General features: G+C 39.6%; 21 protein-coding genes, 1 tRNA gene and 1 pseudogene. 7 read left to right on the top strand and 16 right to left on the bottom strand.

Annotated features, from left to right (window positions below):
- Window positions 1-32: 32 nt before the first annotated feature.
- The 14 genes and pseudogenes from L0668_RS01675 to ftsH all read right to left on the bottom strand — a co-directional run bounded on the left by L0668_RS01675 (window position 33) and on the right by ftsH (window position 15,798).
- Entirely contained in the window at window positions 33-833 is an 801-nt protein-coding gene (locus tag L0668_RS01675; protein WP_235310321.1) for a L,D-transpeptidase family protein, read from the bottom strand.
- Entirely contained in the window at window positions 830-1,939 is a 1,110-nt protein-coding gene (locus L0668_RS01670; protein WP_235310320.1) for a dipeptide epimerase, read from the bottom strand. The genes L0668_RS01675 and L0668_RS01670 overlap by 4 nt, the downstream gene beginning before the upstream one ends.
- Window positions 1,940-1,973: 34 nt before the next feature.
- On the bottom strand, window positions 1,974-3,398 hold the full coding sequence (locus L0668_RS01665; RefSeq protein ID WP_235310319.1) for an SH3 domain-containing protein: 1,425 nt from the start codon (window positions 3,396-3,398) through the stop codon (window positions 1,974-1,976).
- A gap of 19 nt (window positions 3,399-3,417) precedes the next feature.
- Window positions 3,418-4,602 carry a DUF819 family protein gene (locus L0668_RS01660; RefSeq protein ID WP_235310318.1) on the bottom strand — a complete coding sequence of 395 codons (1,185 nt, stop codon included), beginning with the start codon at window positions 4,600-4,602 and terminating at the stop codon, window positions 3,418-3,420.
- Between the two features lie 44 nt (window positions 4,603-4,646).
- Window positions 4,647-5,996: a hypothetical protein gene (locus L0668_RS01655; protein WP_235310317.1), complete on the bottom strand. Its 1,350-nt coding sequence runs from the start codon at window positions 5,994-5,996 to the stop codon at window positions 4,647-4,649.
- A gap of 17 nt (window positions 5,997-6,013) precedes the next feature.
- On the bottom strand, window positions 6,014-6,685 hold the full coding sequence (locus L0668_RS01650; RefSeq protein ID WP_235310316.1) for a M15 family metallopeptidase: 672 nt from the start codon (window positions 6,683-6,685) through the stop codon (window positions 6,014-6,016).
- 705 nt (window positions 6,686-7,390) lie between these two features.
- The gene (locus L0668_RS01645; protein WP_235310315.1) at window positions 7,391-9,172 is read right to left on the bottom strand and encodes a hypothetical protein; all 1,782 of its coding nucleotides are present in this window, start codon (window positions 9,170-9,172) and stop codon (window positions 7,391-7,393) included.
- Between the two features lie 299 nt (window positions 9,173-9,471).
- Window positions 9,472-9,777, bottom strand: a pseudogene (locus L0668_RS01640) (tyrosine-type recombinase/integrase); the annotation flags it as partial.
- Between the two features lie 432 nt (window positions 9,778-10,209).
- Window positions 10,210-10,294: transfer RNA gene (locus L0668_RS01635), tRNA-Leu, on the bottom strand.
- 24 nt (window positions 10,295-10,318) lie between these two features.
- Window positions 10,319-10,708 (bottom strand): preprotein translocase subunit SecG, encoded by a 390-nt coding sequence (gene secG, locus L0668_RS01630; RefSeq protein WP_235310314.1) that lies wholly within the window; start codon window positions 10,706-10,708, stop codon window positions 10,319-10,321.
- Window positions 10,709-10,717: 9 nt separating this feature from the next.
- A complete protein-coding gene (gene tpiA, locus L0668_RS01625) occupies window positions 10,718-11,464 on the bottom strand; it encodes a triose-phosphate isomerase (protein WP_235310313.1) in 747 nt (248 codons plus the stop codon).
- Window positions 11,465-11,563: 99 nt separating this feature from the next.
- Entirely contained in the window at window positions 11,564-12,904 is a 1,341-nt protein-coding gene (gene glmM / locus L0668_RS01620; protein WP_235310312.1) for a phosphoglucosamine mutase, read from the bottom strand.
- Window positions 12,904-13,734, bottom strand: coding sequence for a dihydropteroate synthase (gene folP, locus L0668_RS01615; protein ID WP_235310311.1), 831 nt, complete (start codon window positions 13,732-13,734; stop codon window positions 12,904-12,906). The genes glmM and folP overlap by 1 nt, the downstream gene beginning before the upstream one ends.
- 93 nt (window positions 13,735-13,827) lie before the next feature.
- Entirely contained in the window at window positions 13,828-15,798 is a 1,971-nt protein-coding gene (gene ftsH / locus L0668_RS01610) for an ATP-dependent zinc metalloprotease FtsH (RefSeq protein WP_235310310.1), read from the bottom strand.
- Between the two features lie 491 nt (window positions 15,799-16,289).
- Between ftsH and yhbY the strand changes: the two genes are divergently transcribed.
- A complete protein-coding gene (gene yhbY, locus L0668_RS01605; protein ID WP_235310309.1) occupies window positions 16,290-16,586 on the top strand; it encodes a ribosome assembly RNA-binding protein YhbY in 297 nt (98 codons plus the stop codon).
- A gap of 58 nt (window positions 16,587-16,644) precedes the next feature.
- Here yhbY and L0668_RS01600 read toward each other — a convergent pair whose 3' ends face one another.
- Window positions 16,645-17,136 carry an FKBP-type peptidyl-prolyl cis-trans isomerase gene (locus L0668_RS01600; RefSeq protein WP_235310308.1) on the bottom strand — a complete coding sequence of 164 codons (492 nt, stop codon included), beginning with the start codon at window positions 17,134-17,136 and terminating at the stop codon, window positions 16,645-16,647.
- 64 nt (window positions 17,137-17,200) lie between these two features.
- Entirely contained in the window at window positions 17,201-19,588 is a 2,388-nt protein-coding gene (locus tag L0668_RS01595; protein WP_235310307.1) for a Lon protease family protein, read from the bottom strand.
- A 272-nt stretch (window positions 19,589-19,860) separates the two neighbouring features.
- Between L0668_RS01595 and leuS the strand changes: the two genes are divergently transcribed.
- Genes leuS through rlmH form a run of 6 tightly spaced genes read left to right on the top strand, consistent with a single transcriptional unit; the run spans window position 19,861 to window position 25,602 of the window.
- Entirely contained in the window at window positions 19,861-22,461 is a 2,601-nt protein-coding gene (gene leuS, locus L0668_RS01590; RefSeq protein ID WP_235310306.1) for a leucine--tRNA ligase, read from the top strand.
- 1 nt (window position 22,462) lies between these two features.
- Window positions 22,463-22,990 (top strand): LPS-assembly lipoprotein LptE, encoded by a 528-nt coding sequence (locus tag L0668_RS01585; protein ID WP_235310305.1) that lies wholly within the window; start codon window positions 22,463-22,465, stop codon window positions 22,988-22,990.
- Complete coding sequence (gene holA / locus L0668_RS01580; protein WP_235310304.1) at window positions 22,990-24,027, top strand: DNA polymerase III subunit delta; 1,038 nt, start codon at window positions 22,990-22,992, stop codon at window positions 24,025-24,027. The genes L0668_RS01585 and holA overlap by 1 nt, the downstream gene beginning before the upstream one ends.
- Before the next feature lie 22 nt (window positions 24,028-24,049).
- Window positions 24,050-24,730, top strand: coding sequence for a nicotinate-nucleotide adenylyltransferase (gene nadD / locus L0668_RS01575; protein WP_235310303.1), 681 nt, complete (start codon window positions 24,050-24,052; stop codon window positions 24,728-24,730).
- 46 nt (window positions 24,731-24,776) lie between these two features.
- Complete coding sequence (gene rsfS, locus L0668_RS01570; RefSeq protein ID WP_235310302.1) at window positions 24,777-25,094, top strand: ribosome silencing factor; 318 nt, start codon at window positions 24,777-24,779, stop codon at window positions 25,092-25,094.
- Window positions 25,095-25,131: 37 nt separating this feature from the next.
- The gene (gene rlmH / locus L0668_RS01565; protein WP_235310301.1) at window positions 25,132-25,602 is read left to right on the top strand and encodes a 23S rRNA (pseudouridine(1915)-N(3))-methyltransferase RlmH; all 471 of its coding nucleotides are present in this window, start codon (window positions 25,132-25,134) and stop codon (window positions 25,600-25,602) included.

The raw sequence follows: 25,602 nt of genomic DNA, 5'->3' as shown, positions 1-25,602 counted from the left end.
GAAATGAAAGTTTGGAGCTTTACCCAATAATTTTATGGTATCGCTGGTAAACCCCACGCTGATTTTTTCGCCAAATATTCATGTTTTGGCAGTGCTACGTAAAGTGGTTTGGATTTTTCATTTATCCACGCCAGCAAAGTATCCATGTGACTTTCTTGCATAGCAGTACAACCAGCGGTAGGTTTGCCTTCACCACGCCATAAGTGCATAAAAATACAACTACCTGCGGTAGAGATGTTCTGTGGGTTATGTTGGATGACTAAACCTTTTTTATACAAATGGTCATTGCTATGAATGTCTCGACGCATAGCTTCAGTTGAACCTTTGGTTGCTTCTATTCCAACTTGTTTTTGATCCACTATTTGATTGTAAAAAGCTGAACCATTCACATCAATACAATAACTCGTTTCTAACATTTGGCTGTAAGGCATGTCTGTTGTCACTGTAGGCAGATATCCAAAGGCGGTTCCGAATTCAAAGATCCCCGCAGGAGCCTTACCATCCCCTTCTTTTTTATAATATCCAGTTTGTTTAGGGTGCAGTCCAATCCCCCATGCCAAGCCAGTACGACCTAAATTAACAGCAGTGGTGTCACCTACAAGCTGCCATTGACCTTGATGTTTTTGATAGCGATACATAGAAGCTACATCTGCTTCCCAATCTTCTGAAACCACTAACACAAGCTGCTGCACACTTGAATTTAATAATGATGCTGGCACAGGCTTTACACTATTCTCATGACTATTTTCCACATTATTTTTCGCACTAGTTAGGTTTAGCCCTGCCACAGATAAGAGCAAGCTAGTGAAAACTGCTAGCGCACGTTTGCTCATTTCCACACTCCATTGGTTAAATATTCTAGGCCTTGTATCGATTCAATTCCTAGGCCGGCACCGTCTGATAATAAAATTTGAGCCCGATTGAAGTTCACGCCACCTTTTACCGGATCGTATTGACCTAACACAGGTCCATCGAGATCAATTTTGCAGATGACATCAGCTCTTGCACTAGCTAGGTGAGCTGCTGCAGCCACACCTATACTCCCTTCAAGCATACAACCTATCATACATTCCACTTTGTACATTTGGCAGATATCAGCAATTTGTAAAGCCTGACTAATACCAGCGGTTTTCATTAGCTTGATATTAATAATATCGGCAGCGCCTGATTGAATTAGAGATAAAACTTGTTTAGGCGAAAATGCACTTTCATCAGCCATGATCGGTGTTGACACCCTTTGGGTGACATACCGCATGCCTTCAATATCATTTAACTGTACCGGTTGTTCAATAAGCTCTAATTGCACACCCGCTTTATCTAGTTGCTCTACAGCAAATACCGTTTGTTTTGCCGTCCAACCTTGATTAACGTCTAAACGTATCAAGGCTTTGTCACCAACCGCTTGGTAAATCGCCTTCACCCGTTCAATATCCAAATGAATATCGTTGCCTATTTTAATTTTTAATACGTCAAAACCTTGGTTAATCGCCCGATGGGCATCTTCTAACATTTGTTCAACGTCATTTACACTTATGGTGACATCGGTTGTTAATTGTGGTTTTCCGCCGCCCAAAGCTTTATACAAAGGCAGATTTAACCATTTGGCCCACAGGTCATATATGGCGATTTCAAGGGCCGCTTTAGCACTGTTGTTGCCCACCATAGATTGCTGAATACGTAATAATATTTGATTAAAATCAGTGATAGATAAACCAATTAGTTGGGGAGCGATAACAGTCTTAATGGCATGAATAATCGACCCATGGGTGTCTCCTGTAATAACCGGCGTAGAGGGTGCCGCACCATAACCGACTTGGCCATCATCCGTTTCCACTAGCACCACCACATCTTCAATATGATTTACAGTACGCATAGCCGTTTTAAATGGCGTAATTAAAGGTACCGCGAGTTTTGCAAAACTTATTTTTGTGATCTTCATATTAGCTTTCATATCAACTTTTATATTCTTGGGATTATTGGCTCTGGTGAATTCGTTTGAAGTTGTACACTGTATCTAAATAACTCTTATTTTTAGACAAACTTAAAGGCAATAAAGGCGTAACCGATACACCGTTTAAGGTGCCTTTGTAAAAACTGCCATCTGCTTGAGTGTATCCCAACCCTTTCACGTCATGAATTACGTAGGCTTTACCATCATCATCACCAATGGCCATCATCACATGTCCTGGAATATAAATTAGATCTCCGACTTGTAGCTGCTTGACCGCATCCATTTTTATTGGCGCTAAATCAGCTTTGCTAAAGCGCGTATTCAGCCCATATTTTCCAGCTCCTTGTTGCCCTGAATTGCGTGGCATAACTAGTCCAAAACTTTTATATATTTCGCCTACAAAGCCCGTGCAATCTCGACCATTGTAATCATGCCCCCAGCCATAACGCTCACCTAAAAATTTAAACGCTTGTTGAATAATATGACGTTTAGTCATGGGTAAATAACCAAGGTGCATATCGTGATGACGGGCAATTAAAGCAGTTTTGAATGCTAGCGAGCCATTTTTATTGCGTATTGGTAGTTCCACCACATAGGACGCATAAGGATTTTGACCATAGACTTGATTGCCAACCTTTTTATGATCTAACAAAGGTAATCGTGTGCCCATATCCAGCTGTATTTCTGATACTTGGGGCTGATTGGGTACAAAGTTGGTTTCAACTTTACCACCTGTTACCACAACAAATGAATCGGCATTTTTATAGGCTCGAATGGCTGATTTGTCACCAATAGCAATTGCCTGCTTAGGCACCCAGGCTAAATAATGATAGTGCTGTGCTAAAACCCAAAGACCGTCAGTACTTTCATGTAATACAGCCAAGGTATCACCGGGAAACACACCGGTTTCTTGCATCCGATCTAGGTCTGTATCCATATATTTATTAAATACACGATCGTGAGTTGGAAAAGCGCGCATTATCGCCCTAGACACCACCATGCCATATTGCACTAGGTTACTTTCTTTAACTGCCACTTTATTTAAGTTTTTAAAATACTTAGCAAAATCAGCATCGGTTAACTGTCGTCCATCAGCATAATATCGAGCACTTTTAGGTTGGCTGCTCACTGAGTTAATCTTTTTGAGTAGTTGTGTTTTTGAGAAAGAAGGCTCTACGGCTAACGGATCTACGACGTATTGATTATTCGCTAGTAAGTCTTGATTAAATGTTTGTATTTGCTTTTGCGACATCAACACATTATCAGCAGTGTTTAATTTTTCGATCCAATAGCTAGGCTCTAAATGTTCATAACGCACATCAATCACATCTGATTGCCACATAGTCACTTCGCTCTTTTTGGCTATTGCTGACATGTTTGTGCTAAGCAAAATAAAACCAGCCAACAAACAAGTCTGATACTTAATCGTTGCAAAATAAAACCTCATCTATCACTCCTAAAAAAATTTAAACTGCAATCATCGACAATAACTTGCCAACTAACAGGCCCCCGCCAGTGCCCACAATATAACCAAGCATAGCCATTAACACACCAACTGGGATTAACGCGCGAGAATAAGCTGCGGCTAAAATTGGCGCTGATGCCACGCCGCCAATATTGGCTAGAGAGGCAATACCGCAGGTAAACAAATCAAATTTAAACACCTTGGCAAAAATGACCATCATCAAGCCATGAAAAAACAAAATAACCAGCCCCAATAAAATATAGGTTGGTGCTTGAGTTAACTCAGCAAAATCAGCACGAGAAGCAATTAAACCAATAATCAAATACAACATAATATTCGACAATTCAATTGAGCCTTCTACTCTTTTTAAGCGGGTTTGTGCAGCCACCACACCTAAAACGGTAACAATGGAAACCACCCAAGTTGTTTGAGTAAAAAACGCTGTAGTTGGCATTAAACTAGCTAATGCCTGGGAGCCAACGGACACCAGTAAAGACAGACTTAATAACAACAGAAACGGGGTGGTTTTGTCAGTTTCGTTATTGTTAACCACTGACTCTTCTGATGTTTTAGCATCAGCTAACGATGAGCCTATATTTTCCAATAAACGGGTGTCTGCACCGGTCCACTGCGCAAATCGTTTTGCATAAGGCACAAGTGCTAACAACAACATCACCCATAAGGCATAATCAATTGAGTCTATGAGTAAGGTATAACCCATGCTTGCTGGAGGTACATCTAATGCCATTTGGATGGCGGCCATATTGCCTGTTCCGCCCATCCAGCTACCGCTTAAGGCTGCTAAAGTTTTCCATGAGCCTTCCACAAGCCATGGTTGAAACAAGGTAAAACCGATAACAAAGGCAATACCGATACTGATGGCCGCAGCGAAAAATGCAAAAATGATCTTGCCACCTAACTTTTTAATTTGGCCAATGTCACTTTGCAATAACATTAAAAATATCATCGCTGGCAATAAATTAGTTTTTAATAATGAATAGGCTTGGTTGATCGACTCTGTTTGTTGCCAAAAACCTAAAGTAGACAAGACCATGACACTGAAATACAACAACACAATAGCCGGTAAAAATTCAAAAATTTTGAATTTGCTATTGGCAACTAAAACCTTCAAACCTGCGGCCAGAAAAAGTAATACAGTTACATAAGCAAAGGCACTGGTGATCATGTTTACAACCTTATAAATGAATCATTAAAATAAGCCAAATGGCGTTAGTTAGCTTTTAATTTAGCCGTTAATAATTGCTGCATGGAACTATCAAGTAGTGATTGCATTTTCAACCCCGCATAACGTACGGTCATTTCGCCTTCACCTGGATAAGCAGTCTGCGCAGCAATAGTGAACTCTCGTCCCCCCTGATATGTGGGTAAACAAACATGGGCGAGAACCACATTCTCTCCTGCTCCTCTGGTTTCACTTGGACCCCAACCTATTTTTTGCCAAATTCGCCATTTTCCATCTGTGGCGTCATCTAATACCTTTTTACTATTGGTTACGTCTTGATTGCTCAGGGCTTTAGCAATAGCATCGATTAACATACGACTAATACCTTGTGTCATGCCCCCTACTTTATGTTGAAGATCACTATGTCCAGTGCCATAAAACAACACTTCAACATCTTGGCTGGTTAAGTTTGGTTGCCGAGTACTTGCAACGCGCTCGTGACTAGCTAGGCGTTTCAACCATTCAGCTTGAGCAAGTGTTGTCATGGGCTTATTTCCTGTTAGCCCACAGGAATCACATCGATATGCTTGATACCCTTTATCATCGCTACCTTTGGCTAACTCAGCAACCGCTATTTTTTGAGCGCTATTCATATCAAACCAATAAGGGCTAGAGGGTGAAAAAACTTTTAAGGCGTATGCGCCTCTAAAACGCACATCAGCATTAGCTAACTTTAACCATTTATCATGAAACAAAGCGCTAGCCTCATCACGGCCCACCATATTCAAGAAATACGTAGCAATAGCGTTAGAGTTGCCATCGGCTTTACCAAACGCCTCGTAACTATTAATACTCGTAATGAGATCGGCAAGAGGTATATCACCAGCTAAACTTAGCGCCCCAATACCTTGGGTACGAGCTTTAGCAACAGCAGCAGTAAAGGCCATAATCTTAGACGAACTCCAAGGCTCATAAAGCTCATCATAACTATGCTCATTCGCCAAATAACGATACCCTAAGCCCTGTTTTTTCTGAGCAAAGTCAATTGCCAATACGCGGCCTGTTGACTTCGGTGCCGTAAAATAATCCCAATCACTGGCGATCCTCTGCTCCCAATTCTGCTTTTGATAATCTACTTGTTTCGAAGTTTTAAACTGAGCATTCTGAACGCCTTGCCCAACTGGGCAACTCACAAAGTTATCAGACAGGTCAGCTGGTAATACTGGCTCTGCTGTCATTACATTTTTGTAAAATGACTCTAAGGCAATACCTTGATAATCCACATCCATAGACGATTTATCTGAGTTATTAATGTTATCAGCACTACTAAAACCACTTTGCACAACACAAAGCATGACAACTAATGTACAAAAGGGTTTGGATACACATTTAATCATGTATAAGGTCCTAACTATTATTTAACGTCAAAATTCCAATAACTATCCCTAGGATCAGAGCGATGGGTAAAATGCCACCACTCCATGGAGTAATCTGCAAACCCATGTTCTGACATCAGGTTTTTTAATAACAAACGATTTTCCATTTGAGTCTGAGTGATAAGTGGCGAAGCAGTATTTGAAATTGAATCAAAAAGATCATAAGCAGAGCCCATATCTAACTCACTATAACTACCCTGCTCATTTTTATATTCAATACTTAGGTCGACTGTGTAACCACGACTATGACCCGAACGTTCGGCAATATATCCACCAAGCAAGGATTCTTTATTTAAATTTGGGTAATAATCGGTTTTAGTTTTTTGATCATCTTTGTTTTTTACCCAACGCATAAAATGATCCACTGCTTTTGCAGGACGGTAACAATCAAATATTTTAAGGCGCATATTCTTTGCGGCTAAATCTTGATTTACTGCAACCAAAGCCTCTGCCGCTATCTTTGAAATAATACACAAAGGTTGTATGTAGCCATCTACCCGCTCACCAACAAAGTTGTTTTGCGTTGCATAACGAATATCAAAAGAAGCACTCGGTAACACATGATTAAGGGTAACGAATTGACCAGGCCTTTCTGAATTAGCGTAAACATTCCAAGAGGCAAGCAACAACATTAGTAATATTTTATTCACAATAACTCCAATATTTTAGTTAATTTAATATTTTTGTGACTTGGGATCAAATGATTCATGAGATTAAACGTTATTCTGACTTAAATAATCATGCAGATTTTAAATGTTCAACAGTATCGTTATAAATAATTTAATATACGACTGTACCACTTAGACAATTACAATAAATAATTTATTCCAAAAAAGACATTAAATAGAAATTATTATGAAAAAAGGAGTTATAATATACCCAATTATATCATGTAGGGTATTTAGGTTAATGCTTGTTTACCACTGTACTTTTTATCAATTCCCCCTAACTCTGAATAATTATTTTTGACATAAAAAAAACCCGAGAGGCTTATTTTTGTTGGCCTTTCGGGTCTTATTTGGTTCTTATAGAACCTGCTCTTATAAAACAGAGAGTTGGTGCGATGGGGAGACTCGATTACTTAACACAAAGCATTGTTAAATAGTTAGATATCCATTGCAAAATAAATTGAGTACCACTATCAATACCACTATGGTAAAGGTCACTCAAAAATTAATCACACTTTCGATATTTTTACCTATATTACGATCAAACTAGTCTAGTCCACTTCACTATAAAGCTGGTTTAAGCACAAACGAGTCTGAGAAAATATACTAACTTTACTCTATACCCGTAGCTATTAGTGCCTATCCACTATTAGCCAGGATGGTTTAGGAAAACTATTGTATAGCTTCTCATTCAATTGCGTTTACGGGGGCTTTAATATCCTCCGCACACTTTGGGCACGAACCAAATTTAAGATAAACAGGGTTTCTATCTGTAAATGAAAAACCACAAGACCTACAATCAACAATTCCTTCGTCATATTCCGATATATCAATTACGTAGTCATTTAAATTATCAAGTACGCTTTTCCCAAATATAGGGAGAATTGATATTGATAGTAATGATGAAATATCTTCCTGCTTAGATTCAACCCAATCTGCGTAGTTCCCAAAATCAATATGAAAAGCTTTATATTTTTCCCTAATAACTCTCGGGGTTGATGCAGACGGAATTTGGTGGATGTGTTCTTCGTCAACCAACTTTCGTAGAGCAGTGGATTTAGAAACTCCTCCACTTTCAACTAAAAAAGTTCTGCGGTCATTGGATTCCATATAGTTATTAATTGTATTAAGTAGTTTCTGAGCTGATGATGCAGGATCAATAGCTTTTCGTTTTTGCTCTCTATAAAGCATTGTAGATATAGAAGATACTAATTTGTAATCTATAACATGATTAGTAAAATCTCCTTTAATTTTTGCAGCACACTTTATAAATAAGTGCATTAATTGGCGAGGGATACCATGTGTTGCAGCAATAAAAGCATTAAAGTTTCTAGTATTGTCGAATAACTCAGTAATAAAAATATCGTCAATATTTCCTTCTCGGTCTTCTAGCCGTTGTAACTCTGGACACACAAACTTTAACCTTCTAAAAAGCATCTCTTTACAAAATTCATGTACCTCTAACTCATCCTTAATGAAATCGATATCTAAATCTGGGCCACGAATTAGATCGTGTCCCAATTGAATACCTTTAGATTTCCCCATATCTTTGCGATCATAAAGTGTGGTTTGCGACCAGATTGAAGCAATTTTTACAGCAATATGCTTTGAGTTAAAAAATGTGATTTTAAGCATTTGAGCAAATAGAGGTTGAATAGCTGATGGAGTTGCCTTTTCAAGCTCCATCCATTCATCCGCTAGTATATACAGGGTATCGATTCTTAATATGCTTAAAATATCTTCGGTAATATTCCTTACATCTTTCAAATCGATATGAAAAGTATTCTCGACCTCAACCTCTTCCTTGGTTTCTATGTTCCCAGAACGCCCCGCCCCTAAGCCCACACCTAACGTAGCTTTGATACCTCTTTCAGATAATTTAAATGATACGTCACCCACCGCATTAGATTTTTCTAGCCTGAGTTCCTTGATCGTTTCACGCGAAGTTCTTCCTAACGAGTATTTACGACCGACCTCGATAGCTTCCAGTAACTTACCAAATAAATCATTTAATTTTACATCTAACAACTTAATTTCAGATTTTGGTAACGTTCCCTTTTTTTTAACCATAAATGCATCAGCAGCATCGCTAAATTGATATAAAAACTCTCGTAGGAAACTAACAAACATTTCCTTGGATATTCTGTTTGCCGCAAATTCTGTTGTTTCGGAACCTAAAGCAGGAGGAGTTTGTGCACATTCAAAAATTGAAATAAAAACAGCGATTTCGTTGTTGCTACTCACAACTAATTCTTTAAGTGAGCCAAGAAGATGGGTTTTCCCAGTTCCACGCCTCCCAACGATTAGCTCAGAAGAGTTATTTCGAATCCCAGAAATTTGTCCCCTATCTACATAAAAGTCAAGGTAGTTTGGCAAATCTTGGCTTTGTAGCCATGGCTCTTCACGTTCAATCGCCTTTTCCAATAACTTTCCATATAAAGATGTAGCTTTCCTAGTTTTTATTTTCACTAATTATTCCCTACCCTTATCCGTGGTTTTTAGTGCAATATAGATTACAATTCACACAAACTATATTGACAATACTGTAACATTTATTCAACAAATAACTAATAGTTCATGTTAACCCGTTTTTAATTAACTCATTTAATTTTAGAAGTGAATTATTAATAAATTTGCATTCTTTTTTTACTACATTGGAATATTTATTAGTAGGTTGTATATAATAAATTACACCAAACAGAGCCTAATTCAGTGCGTTTAACAACCACTAAATACCAATCTCTGTTCAAAAAAGAAGCCGAAGCTTCTTATAAAACTAACTCCTCAAAATCAGTATCAATATCCTCCTGAGTAATGCCAATATATCTAAGTGTTACGCCTGCTGAGTTATGCCGTAGCATTTTCATTACTCTACCAATATCCTTAGTATTGAAATACAGGTGATAACCTCTAGTCTTTCTCATTGAATGTGTGCCTAGAGATAAGTTTAGTTCCTGCCCTACTCCTTCAAACGCTTTACTGACGGCTCTACGTGTTAATGGCCTAGGTTCATGACATTTAGATTGTGGGTTACGATAGGATTGAAATAGGTAGGTATGGTTGGGATGTTTACTGCGGATATTGGTAACATCCGCTTTTGATTTACCCGTGAATACAAATTACCCATTAAATGATTGGCTTGTCGGATGGACAGATATGGACATCTGGACATGGCAATCTTTTATAGCTGGGAGCGACTTATTGCCGTTTCGACATTGCAGCCAATTATTTAATGGATTAGGAATTTGTCCGGAGCGCGGTCTCTTTTGCTTACTTTTCTTGGCTGTTGAAGAAAAGTCAGTCATTCCTCAGGGATGAGGTTTGAAAAACGCAATGGATTGCGATGAACGAAGTTCATGCTTTTAGCTATGTGAGCTTGGCGAATGCTTAGTCGCGAGGCGGTGCTATGCTTGCCCAGCTCATAAAAAAGCTCTTAAACGAAAAAACCATTTGCAAGCAAATGGCTTCAACTGGTTTTTTAAGAACCTGCTCTTTCGAGCTATAAGTGGTGCGGATGGGGAGACTCGAACTCCCACGGCCTAAGCCACAGCCCCCTCAAGGCTGCGTGTCTACCAATTCCACCACATCCGCGTAATTGAGGTATTTAACAATAAATTAGTTAGGTACGTCGCTTTCTTCTTCAGCTGACTCTGACGCTGGAACATCTGATTCACTTACAGAAACGTCTGCTTCGCTAACAGGAACATCTGTTTCAACTGGCTGTTCAACAACTGGCACTTCAAGGTTCATCCACTCGTCAGCGCCTTTTTCTTTATCAGCAGTTTGGTTACCTAGTATTAAACTAATAACAAAAAACAAAGTCGCTAAAATAGCGGTTGTTCTGGTTAAGAAGTTACCCGAACCACCTGAACCAAAAACAGTATTTGAACCGCCGCCACCAAAAGATGCGCCCATATCTGCGCCTTTACCTTGTTGGATTAATATAAAACCAATCAACATAATGGCTACAATCAAATAAACAATAATTAATACTTCGTAAAACATGTGCTGCCTCTATTGATTTGCTGCTAAGCAAATACTTAAAAAATCTTCTGGATTTAAACTGGCACCGCCAATTAAACCACCATCTACGTCTGCTTGAGAAAATAATTCTTTCGCATTACTACCTTTCACACTACCGCCATACAAAATCACTGTACCCGCCGCAATGTTCGAATCTTGTTTGGCTAAATGTCCACGAATAAATGCATGTACTTCTTGCGCTTGTTCTGGACTAGCTGTTTTACCTGTGCCTATTGCCCAGATAGGCTCGTAAGCCAATACTATGTTTGTAAATGCGGCAATACCCACTTCAGCTAATACTGCATCTAGTTGATTAGCAATATAATCAAACAAGGTACCCGCTTCACGCACTTCTTCTGGCTCACCTACACATAAGATAGGTGTTAAACCTGCGTCCAATACTTTTGCTACTTTTTGTGCCACAACATCATCAGATTCGAAATTATCTTCTCTGCGCTCAGAATGCCCCACTATGGCGTAACCACAGCCGAATTCTTTAAGCATAGAAACCGACACTTCACCTGTGTGAGCACCTGAATCAAACTGGCTAACGTTTTGAACACCTAACTTAGTACCGGCATCAAACAAACCTAAATATGGTGCGGGGGGACATATTACCCAATCCATATTTGACAGTTCGGCTTGTGCTAGGTGTGACTGTACTTTTTCAACTAACGACTTATCGCCGTTCATTTTCCAGTTTCCAGCCACTAATGGGCGTCGAGTATTTGTTGGCACAAGGTTTTCCTATTCATAGCAATAAAAAAGCGCGCGAGATATTAACTAACCCGACTTAATTATACAAGGGCCGTAGCTTAATATTGGCCCTTGAATGTGTTATTCGTTCACTTTACGCACAGCATCAGCAATATATTCTGCCCATGTACTAGAATCTTGGGCATCATTGGCTTCCACCATGACTCGAATTAATGGCTCGGTGCCACTTTTACGTAACAACACACGGCCTTTATTTTCTAAGGCTTTTTCTGCGTCAACAACGGCTTGTTTTACCCCAGCATCATCTAACGGTTGTTTACCATCGGTAAACCTAACATTGATTAAGGTTTGTGGATATTTAACCATACCTTGGCTCAATTCGTTTAAGGTCATTTCAGCATGTAACATAGCAGCTAACACTTGTAAGCCAGCTACAATGCCGTCACCGGTAGACGCCGCGGCTAGATTCAACACATGTCCTGAACCTTCACCACCAATTGACCAATCTTTTTGTTTGAGTAATTCCATCACATATCGATCTCCCACCGCACTACGTGCAAATGGCACACCTAAAGTGGCTAAAGCGACTTCTAGACCTAAGTTACTCATTACTGTACCTACCACGCCACCTTTGAGGTTGCCTGACTTGAGAGCGTCTCGGGCAATTATGTAGACAATTTGATCGCCATCAATTACGTTGCCTTTGTGATCCACTAACATGATACGGTCACCATCACCGTCTAAGGCAAACCCTAAATCAGCTTTGTTTTCTAATACGCTGTCAGTAACAGCTTTCATAGACGTGGCACCCACCTTATGATTAATATTTAAACCATTCGGCTTTGTACCTATTTCAATTACTTCTGCACCCAGCTCAGTCAGTACATTAGGAGCAATGTGGTAGGTTGCGCCATGGGCACAATCTACCACTATTTTTAAACCTTTAAGGGATAAATCTGAAGGGAAATTAGCTTTACAAAATTCGATATAACGCCCTGCTGCATCTTCAATTCGCACCGCTTTTCCAAGTCTGTCAGATGCTACACATTCCATCGGGCGATCCATTTGCTGCTCAATGGCAATCTCTATGTCATCATCTAATTTCATCCCATCAGCTGAGAAAAATTTAATGCCGTTATCATAATAGGGGTTATGAGACGCACTGATGACAATGCCCGCCTCCGAACGGAAAGTTTTGGTTAAATAAGCAATGGCAGGAGTGGGCATTGGACCTAATAAGCCGATATTAATTCCAGCAGCAGATAAACCCGCTTCTAAAGCTGATTCGAGCATATACCCTGAAATTCGCGTGTCTTTACCGATTAACACCTTATTAGTGCCAGTCCCCGCTAGTACCTTTCCTGCAGCCCAGCCAAGTTTCATCACAAACTCTGGGTTAATTTTAGTCTCGCCAACTTTTCCACGGATACCATCTGTACCAAAATACTTTCTATCGCTCATTATTTTTTCCTGTAAGCTTCGACTAAAGTGGTTATTTTAATCGCATCTAATGTTTCTTTTACATCGTGCACACGCAAAATTTTTGCGCCCATTTGCACCGCTAAACCTGCTGTCACGATACTGCCAGCTAGCCTTTGTTCTACACCTCGATTGAGCAAGTTACCCAACATGGATTTACGAGACGTGCCTGATAATATGGCGCAGCCTAGGCTGCTTAACTCATTTAATTGAGCCAACAATTGGTAATTGTGTTCAAGTGATTTACCAAAACCAAAACCTGGATCGACTATTATGTGTTCGGTCGCTATACCGGCCTGATTACAGGCTTCTATTCTAGATTGTAAAAAGCCATTCACTTCACCCATCACGTCTTGGTAGTTTGGATTATTTTGCATGCCTTTAGGTTGCCCTTGCATATGCATTAAGCATACTGGCACCTTAGCATTTGCTGCGGCAGTTAATGCTCCTTCCAACTGCAAGGCTCTAACATCATTGATTAAACCTGCGCCAGCTTTCACAGCATCTTGCATCACTTGGGCTTTACTGGTGTCAATTGAAACCACGGTATCAAAACGCTGCTGAATGGCCTCAATAATAGGAATGACTCTATCCAGTTCTTGCTGGGTAGACACTTCTCGGGCACCAGGCCGAGTTGACTCGCCACCGACATCAATAAAGTCGGCGCCTTGCGCTATCATTAATTCTGCGTGGGTTAAAGCATTGTCTAACTTATTAAAACTTCCACCGTCAGAAAAAGAGTCAGGTGTCACATTTAATATGCCCATGATTTTGGGATAAGTTAAATCTATAAATTTATTTTTAAATTGCATACATCAAGGAGATAGTTTTAATTTTTTAACCTTTGTAAACAAAAAACGCCTTGTTGATGAATCAACAAAGCGTTTAACGATGTTTCACTACAATTAGCTAGGTGCGTCTTCTGGATTACCTACATCGGGTTTAGGCGTATCTTTACTCACTTCTTTTTTGCTGTCTTTTTTATCGGCTGCGGCGTCTTTATCTGCTGTGGTAGCACCACCTGATGGCTTGTCTGAATCATCAGTTTTACCATCTCTTACCCAGTCAGCCGGCAGGCGAACCTCAACCCGATTCATTAAATCATCGATCTGTTTAGCGTCTATGGTTTCATATTTCATTAAGGCGTCTTTCATCGCCTCAAGAATATCCATATTCTCTTTTAACAGTTTTTCAGCCAAGGCGTAGTTTCTATCGATCAACAATCTGATTTCTGCATCAATATCTCGAGACGTTTCTGCAGACATGTGTGAAGGCGCAGCTCCCATAAACATTTCATTTTCATCATCTTTATAATTGATAGGACCCATTTTTGGAGACAATCCCCATTGGGTGACCATTTTGCGGGCTATATCAGTCGCTCGTTCAATATCGTTTGACGCACCTGTGGTCACTCCTGCTTCACCTAAGGTAATTTCTTCGGCAATACGACCACCAAACAAGGTAGCAATGCGCGACTCTAATTCTTCACGTGACGAGCTATATTTATCTTGCTCAGGTAAATACATAGTCACACCTAAAGCACGACCACGAGGAATAATAGATACTTTATAAACTGGATCATGTTTTGGAACCAAACGGCCCACAATAGCGTGACCTGCTTCGTGATAAGCCGTATTGGTTTTTTCTTCCTCTGACATCACCATGGTTTTACGCTCGGAGCCCATCATGATCTTGTCTTTGGCTTTATCAAACTCATCCATACTCACCACACGTTTATCATTACGCGCAGCAAATAATGCAGCTTCGTTGACTAAGTTAGCTAGATCAGCACCTGAAAATCCAGGTGTACCACGAGCGATCAAAGAGGCTTCTACGTTGTCGCCTAAAGGTACTTTACGCATATGTACTTTAAGGATTTGTTCACGACCACGAATATCCGGTAAACCCACCATCACTTGACGGTCAAAACGACCAGGACGTAACAAGGCTGGGTCTAACACGTCAGGACGGTTAGTCGCAGCAATTACGATTATACCTTCATGACCTTCAAATCCATCCATTTCAACCAACATTTGGTTTAATGTTTGCTCACGTTCATCGTGTCCACCACCATGGCCTGCGCCACGTTTACGGCCTACCGCATCAATTTCATCAATAAAGATAATACAAGGTGCCGACTTTTTAGCTTGGTCGAACATATCTCTAACTCGAGATGCACCCACACCTACAAACATTTCTACAAAATCAGAGCCTGAAATACTAAAGAAGGGCACTTTAGCTTCGCCTGCAATCGCTTTAGCTAACAAGGTTTTACCTGTACCAGGAGGCCCAACCATCAACACACCTTTAGGTATTTTGCCGCCTAGTTTTTGGAATTTGCTTGGGTCACGTAAAAAATCAACTAATTCGGTTACATCTTCTTTGGCTTCGTCACAACCCGCCACATCAGAAAACGTAGTTTTGATTTGGTCTTCGCCTAACAAACGAGCTTTACTTTTACCAAAGGACATAGCGCCTTTACCGCCACCGCCTTGCATTTGACGCATGAAGAATATCCATACACCAATAAGTAACAACATGGGGAACCAAGAAATAAAGATTGAAGTAAGTAATGAAGACTCTTCCGGCTGTACACCTGAAGTATCCACACCCTGTTCAATTAATTGATCCATTAGCTTCATGTCAAGATATGGTACTACGGTAGTAAACTTTTCACCGTTTCGCATTGAACCAACAATGACACCTTCTTTGTCAAAATTGGCACTGCTTACCATGCCATTATCAACATTTTTCAAAAATACACTGTAACTCATATTGTCTTGATTAGAGTCACCACCAGAAAAATTTTGGAAAACTGACATCAATACAACAGCTATTACTAGCCATAAGATTAAATTTTTTGCCATGTCGCTCAAGTTGTTAAACCTCTGTTGTTACTAGGAGTCTATAGACTCTTAAAATTGCGTCTTGCGCTTCTTTGTTCATTAAAGCCAGACTACTATAATTTATATCCCGTCGCTACTAGATAAAAGTATCAATTCCTTGGTATTGATTATGCTAAGCCCCCTGTCCAATCTACTTTGCATATTTTTCAAGCAGGACCAACATAACCCATTTTTTGTTCATTTCCTTGTAACCGTACTTATGTTATGTACGTCTTTACTACAAATTTTGTTCAAACAATTTTTTAAATATCTTTACTTTAAAAACTATAAGCGCAATCCAATTTGCCATTACAATCCAACTATAATTTCTGAATTATGCTATTTTCAGCGTATTTATCTAATTGCAAATTATTCATTTAGATTCATTGCACAACAATGAAAGTATGAATAACAGTTAGATGGCGGTAGAATAGCGGTTTTCAACCATATTAAATTAAATAAATTGTAAGAATAATTACACAATGACCTTATCAAATAAACAAAAGCAACATCTTAAAGGCTTAGCCCACTCTTTAAAACCAGTCGTTCAATTAGGCGGCAACGGTTTAACTGAGGGCGTATTAGCCGAAATCGAATCTGCTATTAATTTTCATGAATTAATAAAAGTTAAAATACCTACTGATGACAAAGAAGAAAAATCTTTGATCATGGATGCAATTGTCAGAGAAACTCAAGCCACTAAAATTCAAAGTATTGGTCATACATTAATACTTTTTAAACCAAGTGATGAGAAAAAAATAGAGTTACCTAGACGCTAATATATTTACAGCAGGTAAAAAATGAGCCAGTCCGTAAAACATCCGGCTGGCTGCTTTTTTAGTGATGATGGCCACCCACTCCATGGGCATGTCCGTGTTCAATTTCTTCATCAGTTGCAGCTCTTACGTCTTCAACTTTTAGTTCGAACTTTAATGTTTTGCCTGCCAAAGGGTGATTGGTGTCAATAGTAGCCATAAACTTACCGACCTTTATTATGGTAACTTCTCGTTGCCCTTGTTCAGTATTAACCACGGCCGTCATTCCCGCTTTCCACTTCACTTTTTTATCAGCACTGGCTAGGTGTTTAACCGACACTCTTTGTTCGCTATTTGGCTGAATTTCACCATAAGTTTCTGCTGCTTCAAGCTCAACCTCTATCTCGTTGCCTTTAGCCATAGACTCTAATGACTTTTCGATACCCGGCATCATATTGTTATATCCGTGCAAGTAGGCGACAGCCTCATGACCAAAGTTTGACTCTAGTTCTTGACCTTCAAGATCACTAATTTTGTAATGAAACTGCACCACTGTGCCTTTTGAAATTTGCATAATATTTTTCTTAATTAATAAAATTTTTCAGCATGATACAGATAACGTGTGTATTCGTCATCCGCTATTCGTCGTCCGCTCCAGCCACAATATTGGCAATATTTAATAAGCTAGTCACAGCGATATAGTTAATCGAATTTTTTGGGTAACGCCCTTTACTATTCATTTCACCCACATCTCTATCCATTAACAACTCTAAAGCTTGATCAACCGTTTCAACTACACAAATATGAAACTTGCCAGCTTTAACGGCGGCTAACACTTCTTTGTCTAACATCAAATTTACTTGGTTTGATTTTGGAATTATCACCCCTTGTGTTCCGGTTAATCCCCTGTGTTGACAAAGTTTGAAGAAACCTTCAATTTTTTCATTTACCCCACCCACCGACTGAACTTGACCATATTGGTTAATAGAGCCTGTAATGGCTAGATCTTGTCTGGCCGGTAATCTAGTCAGAGCAGAAATAAGCGCAATTAACTCTGCGAGTGAAGCACTATCACCGTCTATGTGCCCATAAGATTGTTCAATGGCAATATTGGCTGATAACGTCAGTGGAAATAATTGGGCGTATTTGTAGCCTAAATAGCCGGTTAATAACATGACTCCTTTAGAGTGGATCGGCTGGCCTAGTTCTACTTCTCGCTCGATATCTACTACTCCATTAGCGCCGGCATAAACCGTAGAGGTAATACGAGCAGGAGTGCCAAACATACAATCGCCCACTTCTAAAACTGTGAGCCCGTTAACCTTGCCAATATCGACACCTTCTGTAGCAATCAGAATTTGCCCTTGTTTGATATCATCTAATACGGCTTCGCTAACACGGCCAGTTCTATGAGTTTTAGACTCTAAAGCACTTTCGATATGACCTACGTCTAGTTCCACTTTTTGCTGCATTTTACAAAAGTAATCCGCTTCGTTTAACAGCTCAATGACGTCGGCAAATCTTGCCGACAACCTTTGTTGATGCTCAGCTAATCGTAAACTGTGTTCAACCAAGCGGTACATGGCTTTGGCTGAAATACTGTGTAAACCTAAACGTTTAACCTGACTTCTGACGCGACCAACAAAATCAAATAAGGTTTTTTTATCTAGGGGAATTTCATGATCAAAATCCACTAACACTCTAAATAACTCGTAAAACTCATCGTCATAATCTTGTAAGGTGTAATACAAATCTCTAGAGCCTAACAAGACTACTTTTACGTCTATAGGAATTTGTTGTGGATTGAGCGTAATAGAGTTCACCATACCCACATCATGTTGCGGTAAATCCATTTTTAAGGTGCCAAATTTGAGTACCAATTTTAAGGTTTCCCATACGTATGGCTGTTCAATCACCTTGTCCATGTCCAGCAGTAAATACCCACCATTTGCTTTATGCACAGCGCCAGGTCTAATCATTCGATAATTAGTAAAAACAGACCCTTGAATATTGGTATATTCCACTCGGCCAAACAAATTTTGATGACTTGGATTGGGCTCATATACTACGGGTGACCCACTATTAACAGCATGTGACACTAAAATATTAGGCAAATATTGCTCTTCTAATATCGAGCGTTTGTCATACTCATCTTCTTTATTGTCTTTTTTATCTTCGGCTAAGATTTCTACAACGGTTTCGATCAGATGAGGCTTAAGTTGGCGAAAAAATTTCAATATGGCCAAATCTGCCGAATATTCATGCTCTAAATCTTTTAATAAAGGTTTAATGCCCTGCTCTGCTGTGTCTCGTTTAAGTTTTCTTAATTTTTCGGCGGTAGCTCGTTTCCACGTGGGTAATTCAATTAAGGCTTCGCTCAACACATTTTCCAGTTGATCAATAATTAAATAATATTCTTGACGTTTATCTTCAGGGAATTGGGCAAACTCTTCGTCATTAATGGTTTTTCCATCCACTATGGGCGAAAACGAAATGGTGCCACCATCTTCATACAAGGCCACATTATTTCTTTGCGCCTGAAGTTCAACATTCTCGATGGCTTGATCATATTTTTGGTCAAACTCTCGGGTGATAGCCGCTTTTTTACGTTGATAACCTGGATTATCAAATGCGGCAGGAAAAGTATCCAATAACTCATCAATTAATAACCCGAGATCTTTAGATAATTTTTTACTCTCGCCAGCCAATAATCGTAAAGAGTATGGTTCACGCTCGTCATCAAAATTATTGATGTAACACCAGTCGTCTGGCGTAACGGTTTTATTTACATATTTATCAATAAATTCATGCACTAAGGTAAAACGCCCAGTGGCTTGTTCACCCATAACATACAAGTTATATCCTTTAGCCTTGATGCCTAATCCAAATGCCAAAGCATCACGAGCACGATCTTGGCCAATAAAAGTCGCATCTAATGCAGCATCATCTTTTAACGCATGATTTATCGACCTTCTACTAGGTTTGGCTGTAAGTTGTTGCAGGTGTAACGCATATTTGCTGTGCATAAGGAATAATCGAATTTAGGCTGATAAATACAGTGAAACCTTAAATCTAGATACTGTCAAACAGATAGTGCTGTAAGCGAGCCGATCGACTAATTTTCCAGCAAAGCAGAACAAAATTATTAGTGATAACAAAAAACTTTTGAATATGGGCCAGAAATACCACATTTGCTATTGTTTGAAAGTCATAGCCTAAGGTATTCTAACGAGCTAATTTTTATATAAATATTCAGTGTCTTGCGACCTGTTTGACCACGTCACGGAAACCTTTTTTAATGGCCGAAAAACAATACCAACCTCAACAAATCGAAAAAGAGGTTCAAGCTCATTGGGAAACTCAACAAACTTTTAAAGCAACTGAACAAGCAGATAAAGAGAAGTTCTATTGTTTATCTATGTTTCCCTATCCAAGTGGGCGATTGCATATGGGACATGTGCGCAATTACACCATAGGTGATGTAATTAGCCGCTATCAACGTATGTTAGGTAAAAACGTTTTACAACCTATGGGTTGGGATGCTTTTGGGTTACCTGCTGAAAACGCAGCCATTAACAACAACACTGCACCTGCCAACTGGACTTATTCCAATATTGATTACATGAAAAACCAGTTAAAAACTTTAGGTTTTGGTTATGATTGGGATCGTGAAGTTGCCACTTGTAAAAAGGAATATTACCGCTGGGAGCAATGGTTTTTCACACGTCTTTACGAAAAAGGCTTAGTGTACAAAAAAAATGCCACAGTTAACTGGGATCCAGTAGATCACACAGTGTTAGCTAACGAACAAGTCATTGACGGCAGAGGTTGGCGTTCAGGCGCATTGGTAGAACAAAAAGAAATTCCTCAATGGTTTATCAAAATTACCGATTACGCTGAAGAACTTGTTACTGATTTAGAACAACTTGAAGAATGGCCAGAACAAGTACGCGCCATGCAAAAAAACTGGATTGGCCGTTCAGAAGGTGTAGAAATTACCTTTGATCTAGAACAAATAGTTGCTGGTCAAAAAGACTTTGATGTTTATACCACTCGTCCTGACACTTTATTAGGTGTGACTTATGTTGCCGTTGCCGCTCAGCACCCTATTGCCTTAGAAGCCGCCAAATCTAACTCTGAGCTCGCAGAATTTGTCGAAGAGTGCAAAAATACCAAGGTAGCTGAAGCAGAGCTGGCAACAATGGAAAAGAAAGGTTGCGCCACTGGCTATTACGCTATTCATCCATTAACCGGCGACAAGGTACCAGTTTGGGTAGCTAACTTTGTATTAATGGGTTACGGCTCAGGTGCGGTAATGTCGGTACCTGGTCATGATCAACGTGATTGGGAATTTGCTACTAAGTACGGCTTAGAGATCAAACAAGTTGTTGAGTCAGAAGACCCTGCAGTTGAAGTAGATTTAACCCAAGCTGCTTATACCGAAAAAGGCATATTAGTTAACTCTGGTGAATACGACGGTTTATCGTTCTTTGCTGCGTTTGATGCAATTGCTGAAAAGCTAACATCAATGGGTAAAGGCCAGAAAAAAGTCAACTACCGTTTACGAGATTGGGGCGTATCGCGCCAACGCTATTGGGGAACACCTATCCCAATGCTAAATCTAGAAAATGGTGAATCAGTTCCAGTGCCAAGTGAGCAACTCCCCGTTGAGCTACCTGAAGACGTGCAAATGAATGGGGTTATCTCGCCGATTAAAGCCGATCCAGAATGGGCAAAAACCGAATTTAATGGTCAAGCAGCCTTAAGAGAAACCGACACATTTGATACCTTCATGGAATCATCTTGGTATTACGCTCGTTACTGTAGCGCACAAAATAACCAAGCCATGTTAGATCCAGAACAAGCTAATTATTGGTTACCAGTTGATCAATACGTAGGTGGTATCGAACACGCTATTTTACATTTACTTTATTCACGTTTTTTCCATAAATTATTACGTGATGAAGGTTTAGTTAAATCTGACGAGCCGTACAAACGTCTTTTATGTCAAGGCATGGTATTAGCCGATTCGTTTTATCGTGAAGATAAATCGGGTAAACAGACATGGTATTCACCATCAGATGTAGAAAGTGAAAAAGACGAAAAAGGCCGTATCTTAAAGTCTGTGCTAGTTGCTGATGGCCAAGAAGTGATCCATGGCGGCATGACTAAGATGTCTAAGTCAAAAAATAACGGCATTGACCCACAAAAAGTCATTGATATTTATGGTGCTGACACCATACGTGTGTTTACTATGTTTGCTGCGCCACCTGAACAAACTCTAGAGTGGATTGATTCTGGTGTTGAAGGTGCACACAGGTTTGTTAAACGCCTTTGGACTTTGGTGCAAGAGCACATCGAAGCGGGTGAAGTCGCGCCATTGAATAAGAGCGCCTTATCTGGCTCGCAAAAATCCTTACGCAGAGTGATCCACAAAACTATTGAAAAAGTTAGTGATGACATAGGCCGTCGTCAAACATTTAACACAGCTATTGCGGCCACTATGGAGCTACTTAACCATTTGCAAAAGGCTCCTACTAAAGATGCCCAAGACTTAGCCGTATTACGAGAAGGCATTAATACCATAGTGTTATTGTTAACGCCGATTGCGCCGCATATTTGTCACGTAATGTGGAAAGACTTAGGTCATAACAATGAAGTAGAAACCGCTCCTTGGCCAGTGGCTGAAGCCGATGCTATGGTAGAAGATGAAAAACTCATCATAGTGCAAGTGAATGGTAAAGTGAGAGCAAAAATAACTGTTGCTGCTGATGCGACAAAAGAGCATGTTGAAGCACTTGGCTTGAGCGAAAACAATGTTCAGCAACACACTGACGGCAAAACTATCCGCAAGGTGATTTATGTGCCAGGTCGCTTATTAAATATAGTGGCCAACTAAGGTGCAAAAAACACTAGTGAAATCACTCTGCATACTTGTCATCACATTGATGATGGCAAGTTGTGGTTTTAAACTACGGGGGGATTTCAGTTTGCCCCAAGGTTTACAACATCTGCAAGTGTCGTCCTCATTACAAAACGCTCCGCTGCAACGAACCTTAATCAAACAGTTAAAAGGCTACAAAATAAAAGTCTTCACTGATTCTAACCATACACAAGAATTGGATGCTCAGGTGTTTATCCAGTCTGATAAATTAGATAGACGATTATTATCTTTATTCTCTACTGGCCAAGTGGCTGAATATGAATTGGTTTATACCATTAATTATTATATTCAATTTGCTGGTAAAGATGCCATCCCCATAGAGTTCGATATCACCCGTGAATATCAAGATGACCCCGAAGCGGTTTTAGCAAAATCTAGAGAATTAGATCTGGTACTAAAAGAAATGCGCCAACAAGCTGCCAATCGAATTATTCGCCAGTTAGCGAACTCTTATCAAAATCAACAACTGACTACAGGTTATTAATGCAGGTTTATCCTAACCGTTTTAGTTTACAAGATGACTCTCCCCTTAAACCTTTTTATTTGGTATTTGGAGATGAGCCACAACAAAAACTAGAATGTTTAGAGATGATCCGTAAAACCGCGGCTAAACAAGGGTTTGATGAACGTCAATCTCTAGTGGTAGATAACCAATTTAGTTGGGATTCCTTAGTTGAAGCTACACAAACCCTATCGCTGTTTTCAAGTCGTCAAATAATAGAATTAGAACTTCCTACCGGAAAACCTGGCGCTGAAGGTAGTAAGATTTTGAGTGCTATTGCACAACAAAATAATCCTGATGTTTTATTAGTATTGCACGGTGGGAAAATAGGTAAAGATGTACAGAATACCAAGTGGTTTAAAGCATTAGATAAAAATGCTATTTATATTCCTTGTTATCCCCTTGAAGGTAATGTTCTGCATCAATGGCTTAACCAACAAATGCTGTTAGCGGGTATGCAAGCATCACCGCAAGTATGCCAATTGTTAGTGGATTATTGCGAAGGTAATTTACTGGCGGCAAAACAAGAAATCCAAAAACTAAAATTACTTTACCCCGAAGGTAATCCTAGTTTAGAACAAGTAGAACAAGCAGTGGTAGATCAATCTAGATTTACTGTGTTTCATTTAGTGGATGTGCTTTTATCTGGCGACGGTCAAAAAACCGTAAAAATGTTGTACCGGCTAGAAAGTGAAGGAGTTGAGCCAAATATTATTTTGTGGGCATTAACTCGCGAATGGCAAACCTTAAACGCTTTACTATTTGATAGACAACAAGGTAAAAGTATCAACTGGAATCAGCATAGGATCTGGAAAAGTCGTCAAGGGTTTTACCAATCTGCTTTAAACCGGTTATCTTTGGGTGATCTTAAAACTATTCAAACTAAACTCAGTGAGTTTGATAGCGCTATCAAACAATCACAAATTTTAAGACCTTATGTAGAACTGTGTCACTTGTGTTTATTGTTTATGCCCTACTCTTTGGACAAACTGCCACTGGATTACGCAGTGTTGGATTAAGGCAAAATTAAGGCTAAGAGCAATGAAATTGACTGCCCCTCTGGGTATTTTTGGTGGAACCTTTGATCCAGTTCATAATGGGCATATTCAACCCATAATAGACGCGGCAAAAATAACCCAAATTGACAAAGTGGCTATGATGCCCTGTTATATTCCCAGTCATAAAGATAAGGCGACTGTATCAAGTGAGCATAGACTCAATATGATCAAGCTTGTTTGCCAACAACAACCACTTTTTTATCCAGAGCCTAGAGACATCAACCGAGGAAAACCTACTTATAGTGTGGACTCTTTACAATCTTTGCGGGCCGACTACCCAAACACCCCCTTGTGTTTTTTTATTGGCACAGACTCTCTAATTACTCTCACTTCGTGGTATCAATGGCAAAAGATTTTAACTCTATGCCATTTTGTAGTTTGCAATAGAAGTCAAGGAGGGGCAAACCCAACCCAATTACCAACCAATATAAAAGAGGTTTTAAGCCAAACCCAAACTCAAAACCCTAAGGATTTGCATCAAAAGTTAGCTGGTCACATATACCTTGCTAATACAAACGCTGTGGATATTTCTTCAACTGAATTAAGAAACAGACTGAAAAACCAAGTTAAATACCCACAAAAAGTAAATGATTTTATGCCTGAATTGGTATTAGCTTATATTCGTCAGCATAAGCTCTATCAGCTAGAGGCAGATATCTGCTAAACTATATTCAAATTTTAAATTTAATTTTATTGCATAAGGAAAATCTTTGGACCAGCAACAGTTAAAAGCTTTCGTAGTAGAAAAAATAGAAGACCTTAAAGGTCGTGATATCATTGACTTAGACGTATCTGGTAAATCATCAGTCACTGATACTATGATCATTTGCTCGGGCAACTCAAAACGTCACGTTATATCCATTGCTGAAAACCTAGTAGTGGAAGCTAAAAAGGCTGACTCAGCACCATTAAGTATTGAAGGTAAAGATGCCGGAGATTGGGTACTAGTTGATTTAGGCAATGTAGTTGTGCACGTCATGCAAGACGAAGCTAGAGACTTCTATCAGTTAGAAAAACTCTGGGCCTAATTTGTAAACTCTATTATTCAGTGAAGATTCAACTTCTGTGAAAATTCAACTTATCGCCGTCGGCGTCAAAATGCCTGCTTGGGTCGAGCAGGGTTTTAACGAATATTGTCGTCGCTTCCCCAATGATATGCCTTTATCTTTAACAGAAGTTCCTGCCGGCAAACGGGGCAAAAACGCTGATATTAAACGCATTCTACAAAAAGAAGGTGAATTAACCTTAGGCGCCATTCCTAAAGGTAATCGCATTGTAACTTTGGAAGTCACAGGTGCACCTTGGGATACCCCCAAATTGGCCAAAAATATGCAAAGCTGGCAAATGGATGGTCGAGATATCAGTCTATTAATTGGCGGGCCAGAGGGATTAGCCCCACGATGCATAGAAAAATCTGAACAAAAGTGGTCTTTATCCAATCTAACTTTACCTCATCCATTAGTACGTGTAATAGTGGCAGAAAGTTTGTATCGAGCTTGGTCTATTAATAATAATCACCCATACCACAGAGAATAA

Source organism: Paraglaciecola algarum, from assembly GCF_021532655.1.
Classification (GTDB): Bacteria; Pseudomonadota; Gammaproteobacteria; order Enterobacterales; family Alteromonadaceae; genus Paraglaciecola; species Paraglaciecola algarum.
The sequence above is the reverse complement of the archived record's forward strand: the minus strand, read 5'-3'. Positions and strand labels throughout refer to the sequence as shown.